This is a genomic window from Phocaeicola barnesiae DSM 18169 = JCM 13652 (assembly GCF_000374585.1).
GTDB lineage: Bacteria > Bacteroidota > Bacteroidia > Bacteroidales > Bacteroidaceae > Phocaeicola > Phocaeicola barnesiae.
The window spans coordinates 72,171-93,214 of sequence record NZ_KB894648.1; the positions used below are offsets into that span (position 1 = coordinate 72,171).

At 45.1% G+C, this 21,044-nt stretch carries 13 protein-coding genes; 6 read left to right on the forward strand and 7 right to left on the reverse strand.

What is annotated here, in order from left to right; all coding sequences use genetic code 11:
* Positions 1-275 precede the first annotated feature (275 nt).
* The gene (locus C510_RS0107430; RefSeq protein WP_025892315.1) at positions 276-968 is read right to left on the reverse strand and encodes a hypothetical protein; all 693 of its coding nucleotides are present in this window, start codon (positions 966-968) and stop codon (positions 276-278) included.
* A 456-nt stretch (positions 969-1,424) separates the two neighbouring features.
* On the opposite strand from C510_RS0107430, the gene C510_RS0107435 reads away from it, so the two are divergent.
* The gene (locus C510_RS0107435) at positions 1,425-1,778 is read left to right on the forward strand and encodes a helix-turn-helix domain-containing protein (RefSeq protein ID WP_025892316.1); all 354 of its coding nucleotides are present in this window, start codon (positions 1,425-1,427) and stop codon (positions 1,776-1,778) included.
* An 83-nt stretch (positions 1,779-1,861) separates the two neighbouring features.
* Positions 1,862-2,248, forward strand: coding sequence for a HipA domain-containing protein (locus C510_RS0107445; protein WP_244870462.1), 387 nt, complete (start codon positions 1,862-1,864; stop codon positions 2,246-2,248).
* 81 nt (positions 2,249-2,329) lie between these two features.
* Here C510_RS0107445 and C510_RS0107450 read toward each other — a convergent pair whose 3' ends face one another.
* The 6 genes from C510_RS0107450 to ruvA form a co-directional block, all read right to left on the reverse strand.
* Positions 2,330-3,562 (reverse strand): LL-diaminopimelate aminotransferase, encoded by a 1,233-nt coding sequence (locus tag C510_RS0107450; RefSeq protein ID WP_018710714.1) that lies wholly within the window; start codon positions 3,560-3,562, stop codon positions 2,330-2,332.
* Positions 3,563-3,586: 24 nt separating this feature from the next.
* The gene (dapF, locus tag C510_RS0107455; RefSeq protein ID WP_018710715.1) at positions 3,587-4,420 is read right to left on the reverse strand and encodes a diaminopimelate epimerase; all 834 of its coding nucleotides are present in this window, start codon (positions 4,418-4,420) and stop codon (positions 3,587-3,589) included.
* Between the two features lie 25 nt (positions 4,421-4,445).
* Complete coding sequence (gene asnB, locus C510_RS0107460) at positions 4,446-6,137, reverse strand: asparagine synthase B (RefSeq protein ID WP_018710716.1); 1,692 nt, start codon at positions 6,135-6,137, stop codon at positions 4,446-4,448.
* Between the two features lie 85 nt (positions 6,138-6,222).
* Positions 6,223-7,566 (reverse strand): glutamate synthase subunit beta, encoded by a 1,344-nt coding sequence (locus C510_RS0107465; RefSeq protein ID WP_018710717.1) that lies wholly within the window; start codon positions 7,564-7,566, stop codon positions 6,223-6,225.
* Positions 7,567-7,591: 25 nt separating this feature from the next.
* Positions 7,592-12,115 carry a glutamate synthase large subunit gene (gene gltB, locus C510_RS0107470; RefSeq protein WP_018710718.1) on the reverse strand — a complete coding sequence of 1,508 codons (4,524 nt, stop codon included), beginning with the start codon at positions 12,113-12,115 and terminating at the stop codon, positions 7,592-7,594.
* Positions 12,116-12,650: 535 nt separating this feature from the next.
* Complete coding sequence (ruvA, locus tag C510_RS0107475; RefSeq protein WP_018710719.1) at positions 12,651-13,247, reverse strand: Holliday junction branch migration protein RuvA; 597 nt, start codon at positions 13,245-13,247, stop codon at positions 12,651-12,653.
* Positions 13,248-13,415: 168 nt separating this feature from the next.
* On the opposite strand from ruvA, the gene C510_RS0107480 reads away from it, so the two are divergent.
* The 4 genes from C510_RS0107480 to C510_RS0107500 all read left to right on the forward strand — a co-directional run bounded on the left by C510_RS0107480 (position 13,416) and on the right by C510_RS0107500 (position 20,967).
* Complete coding sequence (locus C510_RS0107480; RefSeq protein ID WP_018710720.1) at positions 13,416-14,315, forward strand: diaminopimelate dehydrogenase; 900 nt, start codon at positions 13,416-13,418, stop codon at positions 14,313-14,315.
* Between the two features lie 317 nt (positions 14,316-14,632).
* Positions 14,633-17,095, forward strand: a complete 2,463-nt coding sequence (galB, locus tag C510_RS0107485) for a beta-galactosidase GalB (RefSeq protein ID WP_425311418.1) — start codon at positions 14,633-14,635, stop codon at positions 17,093-17,095.
* A 166-nt stretch (positions 17,096-17,261) separates the two neighbouring features.
* Positions 17,262-18,095, forward strand: coding sequence for a prolipoprotein diacylglyceryl transferase (gene lgt / locus C510_RS0107490; RefSeq protein ID WP_018710722.1), 834 nt, complete (start codon positions 17,262-17,264; stop codon positions 18,093-18,095).
* 505 nt (positions 18,096-18,600) lie between these two features.
* Positions 18,601-20,967, forward strand: coding sequence for a porin family protein (locus C510_RS0107500; protein WP_018710724.1), 2,367 nt, complete (start codon positions 18,601-18,603; stop codon positions 20,965-20,967).
* Positions 20,968-21,044: the final 77 nt, after the last annotated feature.

Below are 21,044 nucleotides of genomic sequence, written 5' to 3' on the forward strand. Positions count from 1 at the left end.
ATCAGCTTGCGGCATTCTTCATAGTTCAATACATAAATAGCTTTGCTGCCTTGCGGACGTTTCATGCACTGATGGTCATAATCGTCAAGTAAGGTAAGTGCGGTGTTGTAGTCTTCGATTACGCTGAGGACCTGTCGGGTGTCAGCTTCGTTCTGTGTACGTTTCATTATTTGCATAGCTCTTATATTTGCATATTCCGGTGGATACCTGTTCACTTCCCAATTAGTATTCAGTGTCGTTGGCAAGACTAACATCCATCTTGGAGTTGGTAAATCCTACAGTTCCGACAGCACATCTTCCCACAATTTATAATCGTCAAGTTCGCCGATGGACTTGAATGTTACATAAGACCATCCTGTGTTCATGATTAGAAAGTTTTCGCCTTCTTCTTCGAAAAACAGATCCAGGTCACTCACCAGAATCTTCTTTCCGGATATTTCATAATCACATAACTTGACATCCTCAAATTCATTAATTTTGGCATTGAAGACTACGTAATACAGTTTCCGTTCATTGATGAATGCAAGGTAGATGGCACCATTTCCTTCGGACAAGTTGGCGATATAGGCTTTGCCACCATATTTGCCGACCGGTTTGATATCCTTGAAACGTTTGTCCGGCCAGTATACATCGGCTTTATACCGTAAACCTCCGTCTTCCTGTAAGATAATCTTGTCTGTAATTTCATTGTGTTGCATGATGTTTATCACATCGTCCAACTGTTGGTATGAAGCCCTCTGCATCATCTTGCCATAACATAGATACAGCTCTTCCTGATGCTGTTCTATCTCCCAGGCGGAAAACCTGGTTATCAGCACTTTCCCCTTTTCCTCGAACAGCCTGATGACGGTTACATCGCCGCTTATCTGGTCTGTATACGAATAAGCCATGTCCTTTACTCCGTTACTGCATCCGAAAGCCATGAACATACATAGCATGGCGATTGTGTAATTCAATATCTTCTTCATCGTTTTAGTTTAATTTGTTGATTTCCTGCAAAAATAGCAGGTACCTGCACCTGAATCTGATGCAAGCATTCTGTTTCTTGAACGAATAGGGAGATTCCTCTTTGATACTTATTGGTTGTGGAATATTGTTTTGTCCAAAAATAGGTTGACTTCTTCAGTCGCAATTCATGTAATGAAAATGGAAAGGAAACATCATCTTTCACCGTGAAATATTATCTTTCACAGTATGCTTTTGTTTTTCAAACTATTGGATTTGTGTGAAAGCGTGAAACCAATCATCGGGAGAATCTTTTGTAGAATAGAAAGAACTTGATATACCTGTTTCTGGTGATGTCGAATGGATTTTGAAGGTCATTTAAACAGCTTTTAAAAGAAAGTAATATCAGCAGGATATAATTTGGATAATCTCTCAATTATCCTTATCTTTACAACTGATAATATATACACAGTTTTCTTATGAGTTCCATAGATACAGATAATATGTTATCGGTATTGGATAACTATACATTGGATAATCCCGATGATATTTCACGAGATATTGCCAATGATTTCCGCCGTAGGAGAGTAGAGAAAAACCTGACGCGGGAGGAGGTAGCCGCAAAGGCAGGGGTAGCTGTCAGTAATATTGTCCGTTTTGAACAGAAGGGATTGATTTCACTGAAGAATCTGATAGGGCTGGCTATTGCATTGGGATATGTTTCAGAACTCCGTAACCTGTTTGTGCAACCGAAATATGATACGATGGAGGAGCTTACCCAAATCCGGAAGAACAGTAACAAGAAAAGAGCGTACAAACAAGATGAAGATTGAAAAATTGACTGTTAACTATCACGGTATACCGGTAGGTGTCCTGTCTCTGACTCCGGACATTGTGTATATCATTGTCTAATCCGGTGTTGGATTATAGTAACCTGTTGGCATTGACTGGTTTCCTGACTCAAAATCCTGCTGATGTGGAGGAAATGTATCGTCGGATGATCTTCAATTACTTGACAGATAATAAGGGTGATCATTGCAAGAATTTCAGTTTTATCTGTAAACAGACTGGAAAGGGAAAATGGAGATGGGAACTTGCTCCAGCCTACGATTTGACTTTATGCACAGAAGGATATAATGGCGAACATGCTACTTTTGTCAACACCAAAGGAAATCCTACTTTGATGGATATGATAGCTGTGGGTATAAAGATTCGGATGAGTGAGCAGCATTGTCGGTATATTTATCAGGAGGTAAAATCTCGTTGCGGTGATTTGTTGCGACATGATATTCCTAAGGGATAAATATGTCCCGTTGAAAACAGCGGTAACCCACCTCCATTTCGGAAGGCAGGTTACCGCAAAACTATTGTATAGAAAAAGAATCTACTTAGCCCATTTAGCGATACGTTTCATCGCTTCAATGCAATCCTCCCGTTTACCGAAGGCTGTGAGTCGCAGGTAGCCTTCTCCGCTGGGGCCAAAGCCTACGCCCGGTGTACCTACTACGTGGACATCGTTCAGCAGACGGTCGAAGAACTGCCAGGAAGTGCAGTCTTGAGGGGTCTTCAGCCACAGATATGGAGAGTTTACACCGCCGAATACCTGAAAGCCGGCTTGCTGGAAACCTTCGCGCATGATGCGTGCGTTTTCCAGGTAATAATCGATAGTCTCCTTTACCTGTTTTTTTCCTTCGGGACTGTAAATGGCTTCGGCAGCTCGCTGGGTAACGTAGCTTGTCCCGTTGAACTTGGTACACTGGCGACGGTTCCACAGTCTGTTCAGCGAAACACGTTCGCCGTTGCTTGTCCGAGCCATGACTTCTTCCGGTACTACCGTATACCCACAACGTACACCGGTGAATCCGGCAGTCTTCGAGAAACTGCGGAACTCAATGGCACATTGCTTGGCGCCTTCTATCTCGTAGATGGAGTGGGGAACATTGTCTTCACGGATGAAGGCTTCGTAGGCAGCGTCGAAAAGGATGAGGCTGTCGTTGGCCAAGGCGTAATCCACCCATTGCTTCAGTTGTTCTTTCGTCAGAGTGGTACCGGTCGGATTGTTCGGGTAGCACAGGTATACCATATCCATGCGTATATCCGGAATCTGCGGAATAAAACCGTTCTCTGCTGTACACGGCAAGTAGGTGATACGGCTCCAGCGTCCGTCTTCCTGCAAGTCGCCGGCACGTCCACTCATCACGTTGCTGTCGATATAAACCGGATAAACTGGATCTGTTACGGCTACGCTGTTGCAGCCCTGTAAGATATCACCGATATTACCGGTATCGCTTTTTGCTCCGTCACTGACGAATACTTCCGATGCTTTTAACTGGACACCGCGGGGAGCAAAATCGTTGGCGATGATGGCTTCAATCAGGAAATCGTACCCCTGTTCCGGACCGTAGCCCCGAAAAGTCTCAGCGTGAGCCATCTCGTCTACCGCACGATGCATGGCTTCGATGCAAGCAGGGGGAAGCGGACGGGTAACGTCGCCTATACCCAAACGGATGAGTTTGGCTTCGGGATGAGCAATTTTGAATGCATTCACTTTCTTTGCGATATCCGAGAACAGGTAACTACCTGGTAATTTCAAAAAATTTTCGTTTACTATTGCCATAAAAGTCTGTTTCCTTGGTTGTTTTTAAATCGTTATTTCTCCATCGAACACGGTGGTAGCAGGCCCGGTCATGAGAATGCGGTTGTCTGCCGTCCATTCGATATGCAGAGTACCCCCATCCATCTCAATGTCACTGCTGCGTCCGGTTCTTCCAGTAACCGAAGCGGCTACGGCAGTAGCACAGGCACCTGTACCGCAGGCCAGGGTGATGCCGGAGCCCCGTTCCCAAACTCGCATACGGATACTTCCATCTTCACGGATTTGAGCGAACTCAATGTTGCAGCGTTCCGGAAAGAGGGGATGATGTTCCAGTTTCGGACCGATTTCGGTGAGAGGAATCTGCATGACATCGGGCACGAAGATGACGAAATGCGGATTTCCCATGCAGACGAATGTTCCTTTGAATGTCTGTCCGTCGGCTTTGATTTCTCCATCCATCATGCTTCCGGAAGCTGTTGCCAACTGTTGTTTATTTTCCAGCAACGGCTGTTCCATGTCTACGGTAACGGTATTGACTTTCCCTTCAGCTACATGCAGGTGGAGTGTCTTGATTCCGGAAAGGGTTTCCAGCGTGATTTCCGTGTGTTGGCTCAGTCCGTGCTCGTATACGTATTTCCCGATGCAACGGCTGGCGTTTCCGCACATCATAGCTTCCGAACCGTCGGCATTAAAAATGCGCATACTGAAATCTGCCTTTTCAGAAGGACCTATCAGTACAAGTCCGTCGCTGCCGATACCGAAGTGTGGGCGGCTCCATGCGATAGAAAGTGTTTCCGGATTGGCAACGGGATACTTCAACGTGTTTACGTAAATGTAGTCGTTGCCTGCTCCGTGCATTTTGGTGAATTGGATTTTCATTATATAAAGTTAGTTTTTGAGTTGTTCATTGTTCGTAAGCTTCTTCGTGTATGCCGGCTACAGCACGGCCGCTCGGTTCATTCTTTCCTTGGAAAGAAGCATCCCAGGCCAGTGCTTCGGCTGTCGAACAGGCTACGCTCGGCACACTTGGTACACTCAGCGCAGCGCTTTCGCTCGGGAAATATTCCTCGAAGATGCTGCGGTAATAATATTCTTCCTTGTTCATCGGTGTGTGGATGGGGAAGCGTTCTGCCGCATGTGCCATCTGTTCATCGCTTACCGCTTCGGAGGTGATCTGTTTCAACGTGTCAATCCAGCTGTATCCTACACCGTCGGAGAACTGTTCCTTCTGTCGCCAGGCGACGCTCTCTGGAAGCAGGTGAGCAAAGGCTTCACGAACCACTTTTTTTTCGATGGTCTTGCCCGGACACATCTTGCTGGCCGGATGGATACGCATCGCTACATCCAGGAATTCCTTATCGAGGAAAGGTACACGTCCTTCTACTCCCCAGGCGGAAAGTGATTTGTTGGCGCGGAGACAGTCGTACAGGTATAGTTTCGAGAGCTTACGTACAGTTTCCTCGTGGAAAGCCCGTGCATCGGGTGCCTTGTGGAAGTAGAGGTAACCGCCGAATACTTCATCAGCTCCTTCGCCGCTCAATACCATCTTGATACCCATGCTCTTGATAACACGTGCCAGCAGATACATAGGGGTAGAGGCGCGGACGGTGGTGACATCGTAAGTTTCGATGTAATAGATGACATCGCGGATAGCATCCAGTCCTTCCTGAATGGTGTAGTGGATTTCGTGGTGGACGGTTCCGATAAAATCGGCTACTTCACGTGCTTTGGCCAAGTCGGGTGAGCCTTCCAGGCCGACGGCAAATGAGTGAAGTTGTGGCCACCAGGCCTCTTTCTGTCCGTCTGTCTCGATACGTTTGGCAGCGAACTGTTTGGCGATGGCTGAGATGACCGAACTGTCCAGACCGCCTGACAGCAATACTCCGTAAGGTACGTCGCTCATCAGTTGGCGGCGAACGGCATCTTCCAGCGCATCGTGTACGGCTGTAACCTCTTGTTGGTATGTCTCTGAGGAAACGGTTTCCGGAAGAGATTCGTCATACTTCATCCAGTCGCGTGTATACCAGCGTTTCATCACACCTTCGCTGCCTATATAACAATGTCCGGGTAGAAAAGGTTCATAAGAATCGCAGAAACCTTCCAAAGCTTTCAGTTCGCTGGCACAGTATATTTTGCCTTCCTTATCACGGCCGATATAGAGAGGAATTACGCCAATCGGATCTCGTGCGATCAAAAAGTCATCCTTTTCTTCATCGTAGAGGGCAAATGCGAAGATACCGCTCAGGTCTTCCAGAAAATCAGTTCCTTTTTCGCGGTAAAGAGCCAGAATGACTTCACAGTCGCTGCCGGTCTGGAATTCATACCGTCCTTTAAAGCGTTCTCGGATTTCCCGGTGGTTGTAGATTTCCCCGTTGACAGCCAGAATCTGTTTCTTGTCTGGAGAATACAGGGGTTGTCCTCCGCTTTGAGGGTCGACAATCGAGAGTCGTTCATGGACCAGGATAGCTGAGCCTCCGCAATAGATACCGCTCCAGTCGGGACCACGGTGGCGAATTTTCTTGGCCATTTCCAAAGCTTTCTTACGTAATTCCTGAGTTTGTTCTTTTATCTTGAATATCGCTGCTATTCCACACATAGTTGTATCGTTTAAAAGTTGTTGTAATTTGTATGTAGTTTGTCCCGGCCGGAGTCGGGACAATATGAGAGCAGCCGGTTGGCAATTATTTGCCGGTCAGGTAGGCATCAATATCTGCGGCGGCTTTACGTCCACCGGCAATACACTTCACTACCAGACTGGCTCCTGTAGCTGCATCACCGGCCAGGAACACGTTCTCGGCATAGGCAGGATGTTCGGGTTTCAGAAATCCCATGGCCAGCAGGACGAGATCCGCTTTCAGAATTTCTTTCTTACCGGTAGGTCTCATGATGGGACGTCCGCCTTCAGGATTCGGTACCCATTCTACCTCTTCCACTTCTACACCGGTAACATGTCCGTTTTCTCCAATGAACTGATTGGAAGTGAGGCTCCAACGGCGTTCGCAGCCTTCTTCATGACTGGAACTGGTTTTCAGTACTACGGGCCATTGTGGCCACGGTGTTGCCGGATTTTGACCAACCGGCGGTTTGGGCATGATTTCTATCTGAGTGACACTGACAGCTCCCTGACGGTTGCTGGTACCGATGCAGTCGCTTCCCGTATCTCCACCCCCAATGACCAATACATGTTTGCCTTTGGCACTGATTCGTTCTTCTTTGCTGAATGTCTGTCCGGCCAATACCCGGTTTTGCTGGGCAAGCATTTCCATGGCGAAATGAATTCCTTTCAGGTCACGTCCTGGAATCTTCAGGTCGCGGGCTTCAGGAGTTCCTGTGCAGATACAGTAAGCGTCAAATCCTTCCGGCAGGTGATTCAGGTCAATGTCAGCGTTCGTTTGGAAAACGATACCTTCAGTTTCCATGACCTGGATACGACGATTAATGATGCCTTTTTGCAGCTTGAAATTTGGAATGCCGAATCTCAATAATCCGCCTACATATTCCTGTTTCTCGAAAACGGTAACTTCGTAGCCTTTCTGATTCAGCTGATTAGCAGCAGCCAGCCCGGTAGGACCGGAACCGATGACTGCTACTTTCTTTCCGTTTCGTTCGTACTGACGGGGTTGTACATAACCTTCCTGAAAGGCTGTTTCGATGACTGCACACTCATCTTCACGGATAGTGACAGGAGCGTCCATACTTAGTTTCAGTACACACGATTTTTCACAGAGGGCAGGGCAGATACGTCCGGTAAATTCAGGAAAATCGTTGGTCTGACTCAATATCTCGTAGGCTTCTTTCCAGCGTCCGCGGAAAACTGCGTCCTGAAACTCTGGCGGACGGTTGCCTAGCGGACAGGCCCAGTGGCAGAAAGGTACGCCACAGTCCATGCAACGCGAAGCCTGTAGTCTGCGATCGCTGACGTTCAGCGTCTGTTCCACTTCACCAAAATCGGCGATGCGGTCGTGCACCGGGCGGTATCCTGCCTCCTGGCGCGGTATAGTAAGGAATGCTTTGGGATTTCCCATAATGCTTATTTTCTATTGGTTATAATTAATAATCTCTCTGTACTTCGGCAATCTTCTGTTGTAGTTTCCGCATCTGTTCTTCGGCCAGTACGCGCTTGTATTCAATCGGAGTTACCTGGATAAACTCATCAATGTAGCGGTTCCAGTTGTCGAGCATAGTACGGGCCAGTTGAGAACCGGTGTAGAGATAGTGTTGACGAATCAGTTCGTGCAGTTCCTTGCGTGCAGTACTGTCTTCCAGCAAGGAAAGTTCTACCATTTCCATATTGCAGAAATAATCGAAGTTATGGTTCTTGTCCCAGACATAAGCTACACCGCCACTCATACCGGCAGCGAAGTTTCGTCCGGTTTCTCCCAATACGACTACACGGCCTCCTGTCATATATTCACAACAATGGTCACCTACTCCTTCTACAACGGCGATAGCGCCTGAGTTACGTACAGAGAATCGTTCGCCTACCCGACCGTTGATATATACTTCTCCACTAGTAGCACCGTATAACAAGGTGTTTCCTGCAATTGTATTTTTCTCTGCTTCGAAGTTGGAACGGACCGGAGGTTGTACGGAAATGCGTCCACCACTCAATCCTTTTCCTAAATAGTCATTGGCTTCACCTTCCAGTCTGAAACTGATACCATGAGCCAGGAATGCACCGAAACTCTGTCCGGCAGATCCTTTGAACTTCACGTTAATGGTCTGTTCCGGTAATCCGGCATTTCCGTACTTGGCGGCAACAGCTCCGGATAACATGGCTCCTACGGAACGGTCTGTATTGGCGATGGCATATTCTAACGATACTTCCTTACCGTTTTCCAAGGCTTCCTGACAGGCTGCTATCATGGCTACATCCTTCACCTGGCTGATTTCATGTATCTGGTCTGTTACGTTGTGGATCGCAGCTTTGCTGTCTACTTTATGCAGCATGCGGCTGAAATCAAGCAGAGAGGCTTTCGTCCCTGGTTGTTGAGGTTTCAGCTCAATCAGATCAGTGCGTCCCACGATATCTTCCAGACGGGTGAATCCCATTTCGGCCAGGTATTCTCGGACTTCCTGAGCCAGGAACTGGAAGTAGTTCACTACATATTGGTAATGTCCGCGGAAATGTTCTCGCAATTGCGGGTCTTGAGTAGCTACCCCCACCGGACATGTGTTGGTATGACATTTACGCATCATGACACATCCCAGTACAATCAGGACAGTCGTTCCGAAACCGAATTCCTCGGCTCCCAACAGGGCCATGCTGATAATGTCGTGACCGGTTTTTATCTGTCCGTCGGTTTGTAGGCGTACTTGTCCGCGCAGACCGTTTAGTACCAGTGTCTGTTGAGTTTCGCTCAGCCCGATTTCCGGAGAGATGCCGGCATATCGCATGGAAGAAGCCGGAGAAGCTCCTGTACCGCCTTCGGCACCTGATATGACAATCAGATCGGCTTTCGCTTTGGCTACACCGGCAGCAATGGTGCCTACACCGCTCTCCGCTACCAGTTTCACGCTGATTTTCGCTTTGGGGTTTACGTTCTTTAAGTCAAAGATCAATTGCGCCAAATCTTCAATGGAGTAGATATCATGGTGAGGCGGCGGTGAAATCAGTGAGATACCCGGAATGGAGTGGCGGGTCTTGGCGATGATTTCGTTTACCTTGAAGCCCGGCAATTGTCCTCCTTCTCCCGGTTTTGCGCCTTGTGCTACCTTAATCTGTATTTCTTCCGCATTTACCAGATATTCGGTTGTTACTCCAAATCGTCCGGAGGCAATCTGTTTGGTTTTGCTGGACAGGGAAATACCGTCGAATGTTTCATGGAAGCGATCAGAATCTTCTCCACCTTCGCCGGTGTTGCTGCGGGAGTCCAGTTTATTCATGGCCAGTGCCAGTGCTTCGTGTGCTTCCTTGCTGATGGCTCCGAATGACATGGCACCGGTGACGAAATGCTTCACAATGTTCTCTACCGGTTCTACCTGGTCGATGGGAATCGGATTTCGTTTGAAGCGGAAGAAGTCACGAAGGAAAATAGGCGATTCTTTATCGTCTACCAGATGAGTGAACTCCTTGAACTTCTTGTAACTGCCCAGACGGGTAGCCAGTTGTAGGGCAGCGATGGTTTCCGGATTCCATGCATGCTTTTCACCGTCTTTCCGATAAGAGAACTGGCCGATGTTAGGCAGCAGATCAGACATCTCCTTGGGAGTGAAACCGGCATCGTGGAAAGCGATGTAGTCTTTGGCTATTTCTTCCAGACGGATACCGCCGATAGAGGAAGTGCTGGTCCCGAAATAGGCATTCAGCAGCTCCTCGCTCAGACCGACTGCTTCGAAAATCTTGGCACCCCGGTACGAGCGAATGGTACTGATACCCATTTTACTCATTATCTTATATAATCCTTTCCGAATAGCTTTGATGTAGTTTTTCTCGGCTGTTTCGTAATTCATCTGTATGTCGCCTTTCGCTACCAGGTCGTCCAAAATAGAGAAGACCATGTATGGACAGATGGCGCTGGCACCGTAGCCTAACAATAGAGCGGCATGCATCACTTCACGGATTTCGCCGCTTTCTACAATCAAGGCAGTCTGTACACGTTTCTGTACGGAAATCAGGTGATGATGCACAGCACTGACAGCCAATAATGAAGGGATGGCGGCATGTTCGGCATCGATGCCTCTATCGGACAGGATGATGTAGTTTACTCCGTCGTTCACCGATTCTTCGGCTTTCTTGCATAATTGGTTCAGGGCATCCTGTAGACCGACTTTTCCTCTGCCGACCTCAAACAGCATCGGGAGTTTCACGGTGTTGAATCCTTTGTACCGGATGTTACACAGGATATCCAGTTGCGTATTGTTTAAAACCGGATGAGGCAGACGAACCATTTTGCAGTGGCTCTCGTTCGGTACCAGGATATTCATACCTACCGCACCGATGTATTCAGTGAGTGACATGACCAGCTCTTCGCGAATCGGGTCAATGGCCGGATTTGTTACTTGGGCGAATTGTTGACGGAAATAATTGAACAGCAGTTGCGGCTTATCAGACAAAACGGCCAGCGGGGTGTCGTTACCCATGGAAGCCGTAGGTTCGGAACCGTTGTTGCACATCGGAGTAATGGTCCGTTCAATGTCCTCGCGGGTAAATCCGAATGTACGAAGCATCCGGTCGTGATTCTCTACCTTATTCTGTACTTTACGTCCGCTACGCAAGGTATCAAGTTCAATACGGTTGGCAGACAACCATTGACGATACGGTTTGGCTGTGGCCAACTGTTCCTTCAATTCGCCATCATAATAGATTTTTCCTTCCTGGGTATCGACTAACAGAATTTTACCTGGTTGCAGACGCCCTTTTTCTTTAATGTCTCCCGGTTCGAAGCTGATGACTCCCGCTTCACTGGCAACTACCATTATGTCGTTCTTGGTAATCAGGTAGCGGGCAGGACGCAGTCCGTTACGGTCGAGCATACCACCGGCATACCGTCCGTCACTGAACAACAGGGCTGCCGGCCCATCCCATGGTTCCATCAGAATGGAGTGGTACTCATAAAAGGCTTTCAGGTCTTCACTGATAGGATTCTTGTCGTTGAAGGATTCCGGTACCAGCATGGCCATGGCATGTGGCAGGCTCAGACCGGACATTACAAAAAATTCCAGTACATTATCAAGCGAAGCGCTGTCGCTCATATTGGGCTGGATAATTGGTCGGATATCCTTGATGTTCCCTAATGCAGGGGTGGAAAGTACACTTTCGCGGGCTTCCATCCAGGCACGGTTACCACGGATGGTATTGATTTCACCGTTGTGAGCCAGCAGACGAAACGGTTGTGCCAAGCTCCAAGTAGGGAAGGTATTTGTACTGAAACGCGAGTGTACTACAGCCAGTCCGCTGGTGAAATAAGGTTGTGTCAGGTCCGGAAAATATTCACGTACCTGCATGGAGGACAGCATACCTTTATATACAATGTTCTTGCTGGAAAGCGAAACAATGTAAAAATCTTTGTGCTGGATGCGTTTTTCTATCCGTTTGCGGATGATATATAGCGTACGTTCCAGGTTGGCTGTATCGCTGGCTCCGGTGATGAATACCTGCTTGATATCCGGTTCGGTGGCCAGAGCGTCTTTACCCAGAATAGAAGAGTTGACCGGTACATTACGCAGATGCATCAATGTCAATCCTTCACGTTCTACTTCCTCGATGAGGATACTCAGGATGTGTTTCTGTTCTTCCTCGTCTTTGGGTAAGAAAATCAGTCCGGTTCCATATTTTCCCTTCTCGGGTACCGGGATGCCTTGTAATAGAATGAATTCATGCGGAATCTGCAGCATGATACCTGCTCCGTCACCTGTCTTGTTATCGGCTCCTTCTGCACCACGATGTTTCATGTTTTCCAGTACCCGAAGCGCTTGGTCTACCAATTCGTGTGACTTGTTTCCGTGGATGTCTACAATCATACCTACACCGCAGGCATCGTGCTCGTTTTCGGGGCTATAAAGACCTTCGGCTGACGGGCCGTGCTGTGTAGGATAAACAGACGTTGGATTGATAAAAAGATTCTCTTTCATTGTATTTGCTTACCTTTTGTATGTTATATTGTTTTATTTCTATTGTCGATTTTGCAAAAATACAGAAAATAGGTCAAAATGATTCTTTAGAACGGCTTTTTATGATATTCTTTTTTGTTGCATCTCTTCTGTTGTTACAACTCGTTTGGTTTCCTGTTTGTTTTCTTATAAAATGAAATATTTTATCCGCGTTAAGTATCAATATGAAACTAATGCCTCTTTTAAACGGTGAACTTGTCTATATTAAACCCTGTTTATAATGAAAATGTCTATTGCTATAGGGATTATTAATGAAATTTGTAGGATTATGTACAGTTTCGAAAGATTATTGGATAAACAGCTGTAAGATTTCAAAGAACGAGAAGAAAGTTATTTCTATAAGGAAAAAATAGAGATTGTAGCGTGGAAAAGTCCGTCTTTCGACGTATGAATCGAGAGGCGGACTTTGGAGTAAAGTGGATATGGATTTCTACTTTTCTAAAGAAAATCATAGAAATGACACAATAGAATTTTAAAAAGGGGGCGTTTAGGAGATTCAGAGCCGTTTCAATGCCAATTTAATAACTTTTTCAACTGCAGCTTCGGGTTCTTCTTTCAAGATAGCAGAAACTACTTTTTGTGAAGGAACTTGTGCAAAGCCCAGCATAGTCAGTGCTGCGATAGCTTCTTCGTAAACTTCGCTATGGGCGTGAGTGGCAGGGGAAACCAGTATATCGGAAGCTTCAATACCGGTTGTTCCTATCTTGTCTTTCAAATCGACAATAATGCGTTGGGCGGTTTTCAGACCGATACCTTTGACGGTCTTCAACAGTTTGTCGTTTCCGCTACTGATGACGTTACAAAGTTCCGAAGGGCTGAGGGCCGAGAGAATCATCCGGGCGGTATTTCCTCCGATTCCGGATACACTGATGAGGAGCAGGAAAAGTTCCCGTTCCTGCTTGGTGGAAAAACCGTACAAGATGTGAGCATCTTCGCGGATGGCTTCTACGATATAGAGTTTGATGTCTTTTTTGCCTTGGATGGCTGAATACGTGTTCAGTGATACGTTGATGCCGTATCCTATTCCATGGCATTCTACTACTGCCATGGCTGGAGTCAATTCTGTCAGTTCACCTTTTATATATTCTATCATAGTTATTGGGTAGATGAAAAATGTAAGCAAAAATAATTAATCTTCTTCAACAAATGCTGTTTTTTGCTATTTTGTTGCATGATTCTTTTTTGGAATGAGTCTAATTCTGTAACTTTGTCGGGTCAAGGAGATTCCTTGATTTTCAACTCAAACAATAACTTAAAACGTATGAAGAAAATTAGAGCTGCCGTAGTAGGATACGGAAATATCGGTAAATTTACATTGGAGGCGCTGGAAGCTGCTCCCGACTTTGAAGTAGCAGGTATCGTTCGTCGGAACGGTGATGCCGATAAACCTGCTGAGTTGGCTGATTATCAGGTAGTAAAGGATATTAAAGAATTGAAGGATGTAGATGTAGCCATTTTGGCGACTCCAACCCGTAGCGTAGAGAAATATGCTAAAGAAATTCTGGCATTGGGTATCAATACAGTAGACAGCTTCGACATCCATACACAGATTACATCTTTGCGTCGTTCGTTGGATGAAACAGCTAAAGAACATAAGGCTGTATCTATCATTTCGGCCGGTTGGGATCCGGGAAGTGATTCTGTAGTCCGTACTTTGTTGGAGGCTATTGCTCCGAAGGGTATTACATACACTAATTTTGGTCCAGGCCGTAGCATGGGACATTCTGTTGCAGTACGTGCCATTGCTGGTGTGAAGGATGCTTTGTCTATGACTATTCCGGTAGGCACAGGTATTCATCGCCGTATGGTATATGTAGAACTGGAAGAAGGAGCTGATTTCAAGACTGTAGAGGCTGCCATTAAGTCTGATGCTTATTTTGTAAATGATGAAACTCACGTTATTCAGGTTCCTTGTGTAGACGATTTGAATGATGTTGGCCATGGCGTAAATCTGGTACGTAAAGGTGTTTCTGGAAAAACTCACAATCAGTTGTTTGAATTTGATATGAAAATCAATAATCCGGCATTGACGGCACAGGTATTGGTATGTGTAGCTCGTGCTTCTATGAAACAGCAACCGGGATGTTATACCATGATTGAAATTCCAGTTATCGATTTATTGGCTGGTGACCGGGAAGAGCTGATTGCCCATCTGGTTTAATGGGGATTTATCGGTATCCGTATTGGTAAAATATACAGTAAGGTCTGTAGAAAAATGCTTAAGTCATTTTCTATAGACCTTATTTTATTTATGTGAATTAAAGTACTAATGAATATGAAATGATAAATATATATGTTAATAATATGCTTTCGTTATTAAGCATTACTAATTAAATGCCTATCTTGCATTGATAACTTTTTATAAGTTTACTATAGTTATTTAATTTATTTATAAACAAGACCATTATTAATCTTAATTGAGAGGCTATGATGAACTACAGACTGAAGAGTTTATTCTTTTTCTCATTGGCATTTCCGATGATGCTCGGTGCTCAGGTGCGTGTAGAACAGTTGTTGGAAAAGGGATGGAAGTTTACTCGCGAGGATCAGGCTACATTCAGTAATGAACAGCTCAATGACACTAAATGGCAGTCTGTGACTGTACCTCACGACTGGGCTATTTACGGACCGTTCAGTATCAACAATGACAAACAGCTTACGGCTATCACTCAAGACGGTCAAAAAGAAGATATGGAGCATGCCGGCCGTACAGGAGGTTTACCTTTTGTAGGAGTCGGCTGGTATCGGTTGAACTTTACAGTACCTAATTATGCGAAAGGTAAACAGTGTGTATTGCTTTTCGACGGTGCGATGAGTCATGCACGTGTATATATCAATGGTAAAGAAGCATGTTACTGGCCGAACGGCTATAATGCATTTGCCGTAGACGCAACTCCTTATCTGCATGCGGAAGGAACCAATACATTGGCGGTTCGTCTGGAAAATGAGACAGAATCTTCCCGTTGGTATCCTGGAGCCGGACTTTATCGGAATATCCGTTTGATTGTAACGGAAGATGCCCATGTCCCTGTTTGGGGCACTCAACTGACAACTCCGGTAGTGAACAAAGAGTATGCTCAGGCTGTATTGAAGACTTCGTTGGATGTGCCTGCTGGAAAATCGATAGCCGATTATCGCATTGTGACTGATATCAAAGATCCGTCAGGGAAGGTAGTGGCTACTCAGACTCAGCAGGGAGTATTCCATGAAGGAGTTGGAAACAGGTTCGAGCAGCAGTTTGATATCAACCAGCCACAGTTATGGTCGGTCGATACACCTTCTTTATATACAGCCGTATCGAAAATCTATGAAGGGGAAACTCTGAAAGATGAATATGAAACCCGTTTTGGCATCCGTTCCATCGAAGTGATTCCGGGAAAAGGTTTCTTCCTGAACGGAGAACGTGTTCAGTTCAAAGGTGTATGTAATCATCACGACTTGGGTCCGTTGGGAGCGGCTACCAATGAAGCTGCCTTGCGCCGTCAGATCCGTATTCTGAAGGATATGGGTTGTAATGCCATCCGTACCTCACACAACATGCCGTCTACGGAACTGGTGAACCTGTGTGACGAAATGGGTATGATGGTTATGGCTGAATCGTTTGATGAATGGAAGACGGCCAAAGTAGAAAACGGTTACCATAAGAATTTCGATGATTGGGTGGAAAAGGACCTGGTGAATCTGTTACATCATTTCCGTAATAACCCGAGTGTGGTAATGTGGTGTATCGGTAATGAAGTTCCTGATCAGTGGAGTGGTAAACAAGGTCCGAAGCTGACCCGTATGTTGCAGGATATCTGTCATCGTGAGGATCCGACCCGTCCTGTCACTCAAGGTATGGATGCTCCGGATGCAGTAGTCAACAACAACATGGCTGCTGTGATGGATGTACCGGGATTCAATTACCGTCCGCATAAATATATAGAGAATTATACGAAACTTCCGCAGGAAATCATTTTGGGAAGTGAAACCGCTTCTACTATCAGTTCACGTGGAGTTTATAAATTCCCGGTAGAACGTCGTTCCATGCAGAAATACGATGACCATCAGGCTTCATCATACGATGTTGAACATTGTGGCTGGTCCAATCTGCCGGAAGATGATTTCATTCAGCATGAAGATTTGCCGTATTGTATCGGCGAGTTTGTATGGACTGGATTCGATTATCTGGGTGAACCGACACCATATTATTCCGATTGGCCTAGTCATTCTTCTTTGTTTGGTATCATCGATTTGGCCGGCCTGCCGAAAGACCGTTACTATTTGTATCGCAGTCACTGGAATAAGGAAGCCGAGACCTTGCATATTCTTCCGCATTGGACTTGGGAAGGACGTGAAGGTGAAGTGACACCGATTTTCGTCTATACCAACTATCCTTCTGCCGAACTGTTCATTAATGGAAAAAGTCAGGGCAAACGTACGAAGGATTTGTCTGTGACAGTAGAAAACAGCGGTGACTCGTTGTCATTGGCTACTTTCAAACGCCAGAAACGTTACCGCCTGATGTGGATGGATACCAAGTATGAACCAGGGACTGTAAAAGTAGTAGCTTACGACAAAGATGGTAAGGCCGTAGCTGAAAAGGAAATCCATACAGCTGGTAAACCTCATCATATTGAGCTGATACCGGACCGCACCCAACTGAAGGCCGACGGTAAGGACTTGTCGTTTGTAACAGTGCGTGTGGTTGATAAGGATGGTAATCTCTGTCCAATGGCCGATAACCAAATTTCATTCAAAGTGAAAGGTAAAGGAATTTACCGTGCGGGCGCCAATGGTAATCCGGCATCGTTGGAATCTTTCCAGGAACCGAAAATGAAAGTATTCTATGGGATGATGACTGCCATTGTGCAGACCAGTGAAGAGCCAGGTTCCATTACGCTGGAAGCTACCGCAAAAGGTTTACAGAAGGCTACTTTAGAACTGACTTCCGAAAAATAATCTGTAACAACAGCATTTCTACGGGCCGGATGGGCGTTTCCATCTGGCCCGTATTGTTTCAGGAAGGTATATATTCATAAATTGAGTACCTTTTCCTGATTAAATAGAAGTATTTTTCAAGGGTAGCAATTTTTTTTGTTTCTTTGCGTATAAAAAATAAAAGACTATGATAGGAAGTATTGTCTGGGATGTCGATCCCGTTTTGTTTCATTTGGGCCCCCGGGAAATCCGCTGGTACGGTTTGATGTGGGGTATTGGCTTCATTTTGGCTTATAACATGGTAGCCAATCTGTTCAAGAAAGAAGGACATCCCGATAAATGGGTGGATAAATTGTTTGTATATTGCATTGTCAGCAGTGTCATCGGTGCCCGCCTGGGGCATTGTCTGTTCTATGAATGGAGCTATTATGGTGCCCATCCGCTGGAGATTCTGAAAATCTGGAACGGTGGTCTGGCCAGTCACGGCGGTGTGTTTGCCCTGATTCTGGCTTTGGTTATCTATTCTTATAAGGTGACGCGCAAGAGCGTCTGGTGGCTGTTCGACCGGATGATACCGGCTGTAGCCGTAGTCTGTATGTGTATTCGTTTCGGTAATCTGATGAATTCGGAAATCTTCGGTTATCCTACCACATTACCTTGGGGATTCGAGTTTGTCCGTTCACGGGAGTGGCAGCAATTATATAATGCTAACGGTGAGTCTTTACCTTGCCATCCTACCCAGATTTATGAAATGTTGTACTGTCTGGTAGCGGGTGTCACTTCGTGGGTGATGTACCGGTTCTATGGATTACAGAAGCATGTTGGTTTGATAACCGGTGTGTCATTGATTATTTTCTTCGGTGCCCGTTTCGGATTAGAGTTTATGAAGAATCCACAGGTAGCTCAGGAAGTAGGTATGACATTGAACATCGGGCAGTGGCTTAGTCTTCCGTTAATCCTGTTAGGAATTTATTTGATTTTTACCAGTGGAAAGCGGAAAGAAGCATTAGGAAACAAGTGAGGAATCGAGGCCGTTTCCTTGATTTTTGCTGAGGAAAGCCGGAGGTCGGAATGATTTTTTTGATATGAATCCGGTAGAAATACAGATGTGGAACAGTGGTTCTCTGTCTAAGATGAATTCGTCGGGAAAGCCCTTTACTTTCCCGACGAATTTTTTATACCCTTTTGAGCGTTTTCAGCCATTCAAATGAGAGTAAAACTACAGTTCTGATATCTACTTTCTTTTTGAGGGAATTTATAAATGGAAAATCTTTATAAAGTAGATATTTTGCAGTTTGTTATATGGATAAGTTGTAGATTATCAGATAGATGATTTATATAGTGTAGTAGACTAAAGTATATATCTTATACCTGAAGATTATGGTAAATAACTGTCTGTTGTCCTGCTTTCATCTACTTCCGGTCTCCTTGGTATCAAAAGTGATAGGTCAAGTAACATTTATGCAAGAGGCTGATGGAATAAGTCTCTATTTTTGCTTCACGAGAAATTCAAAAACCAACTATTAATGATTTATATTAATGCTATGAATGCAAGATTGAATCAACAGGAAAAGCGTATAAGTGCTGTTGTCTTCCTTTTGGCATGTGCATGTATGGGAGCTTTTGCACAACAACAAGATTCTACACAGGTAGCCAATCCTTCTAAAGAAGAGGGAAACCGTAATGTCATGTTGAATGCAGCCAGTGCCAATGGTCCTCGTGAAATCCAGATTGGACTACCTTCAGCCGATGTGAATGTACTTGAGAACGGTATTCCTGTTACGTATGCTACCAATCCTCACAGTGTAAATTCATTGTGGCGTGCTGATGCAAGCTTGAGCCATGTAGGATTGTTGAAGATTTCTGAAACGGCCATTACTACCGGTAATATCGGTTATGCGGTAAATTCTTTTACACAATTGGGAGAAAAAGGTTTTAACGGTACACTTAATTATAAGAGTAATCATTTTGGAATGCAGGAATTCTCATTGAATCTGAATGGAGGTATGGGAAAAGACTGGTTTTATAGCGGAAGCATTTATCAGGACTTTGACCCGGGTACTTTCAAGATTAAATCTACTCCTTTCCAAGACCGTACTCAGATTTACAAATTTGCCTTGACTAAGCGATATAATCAGAATCGGGGTGAACTTACTGCCATGTATCACTACAGTAACAGCCATCCGGTGTATATGTATGCTACTCAGTCTGCTCCGTTTGTATACGTAGGAGATGGTAGTGTAAGGGAGTTCGGCGATTTTTCACTTGGTACTACTTCTTATTTGCCGGTAGACAATGAAATGATTTATCGGGATATGCGTACAGGTGAATTGAAAAAGACCAGTCTGTATGATGCAGTTCAGAATAAAGGCAGTGAATTTACTTTGATGAATAATTATACATGGGATAATGGCTTGAATTGGAAGGCTATAATGAAGTACGACCATTCTACCGGTTCTTGTGTTTACCAGACTCCGATGTCGCTCGATAAGAATGAGGCCGGTATCAATTATATGTATGAAGATGCTGACGGTGGCATGAAGCCATATACAGGAGAATATGTGCAGAGCCGTATGTCTTGTCTGAACAGGGGATTTATTGATTCGTTCATGTTTACAACAGAATTGTCACGTTCTGTAGGGAACAGCACTTGGAGATTAGGGGTGAATGAATGGTATTATGATATTGATTACAGTTCGGCTACCACCATGTATGACCAGTCGGTCCCGACAGACGGTGGTTACCCTGTTCGCTTGTATAATGCAGATTATCAGACTTACGCAGACCGTACATACGGAGAAAACGGCTATTATTACGATTTTAACAAGAATGCCTCGGAATATTATAAAGGACATGAAAACAAGTTGGCAGTTTACTTTACTCATGACTGGAATATTACTGATAAGTTCAATCTTTATTATGGGGCACGTTTGGAATATCAGGCATTGCGAGGTGATAATGCGGCAGTCTTGAATGCTGACGGTAATTACGTAGGACGTTTTTCCAACTACTATTTGGGCGCTACCGCACCTGACGGTACCCAGATTGCACCGACTCCTTTCAGCTATGACTGGCTGAATTATGCGTTGACCGCGTCGGCTACTTATAAACTGAACAAGGAGTTCGGATTTACCGGAGACTTTACTTACATTACCCAGCATCCGAAACTGGAAAATTTTGCACCGGCAACTTTACCGAATACAGACAAGATTTCTGTACCTCTGGGACGTGCAGGTATCTATTTTAATAACAGCTGGTTGAGTTTGACTTCTCTTTTCTCTTATATTTCGAAGACAAACAATAACTCTACGTTGAATCTGCAGCATAAGACGGCTGCCGGACAAACTGAGATTATGGCTGCTCCGCTGACATACGATATACAGACTTTGGGATGGACCACTGACGTGGTAGCACATCCGTTTAAAGGTTTTGATTTACACTTCCTCTTCACTTATCAGAAACCGACTTACAAGAAGTATGAGACTTCTGTAGAATTCTCTGATGGCTATGTAGGCAAAATCAACGCTACAGGTAATATCGTAGCGGAAATCCCGCAGGTGATTGTAGAAATCGATCCGAGTTATATGATTACCAAGGATTTGAAAATCTGGACAAGTTTCCGTTATTTCAGCAAGACATATGCTAATATCAATGATGCCTATTATTTCAACGGACGCTGGGAAACCTTCGGAGGTCTGAATTGGCAGGTAAACAAACAACTTTCATTGGGCTGTACTGTAGTGAACTTCTTGAACCAGACAGGTGCAAAGGGTAGTATTGCAGGTGCAGAATTGGTAACCAAAGATGAAGCAAGTAAGTATGCCGGAACCGTGATGGCCGGTAGCTATATACGTCCGTTCACAGTAGAATTTAGCGCTAGTTTGAAGTTTTAAGTAATCGGGTATTTCAGGATTAAGGTAAAAGATTGTTTTTAATATACGGATAGGCGACAAATACTTGTCGCCGTCCG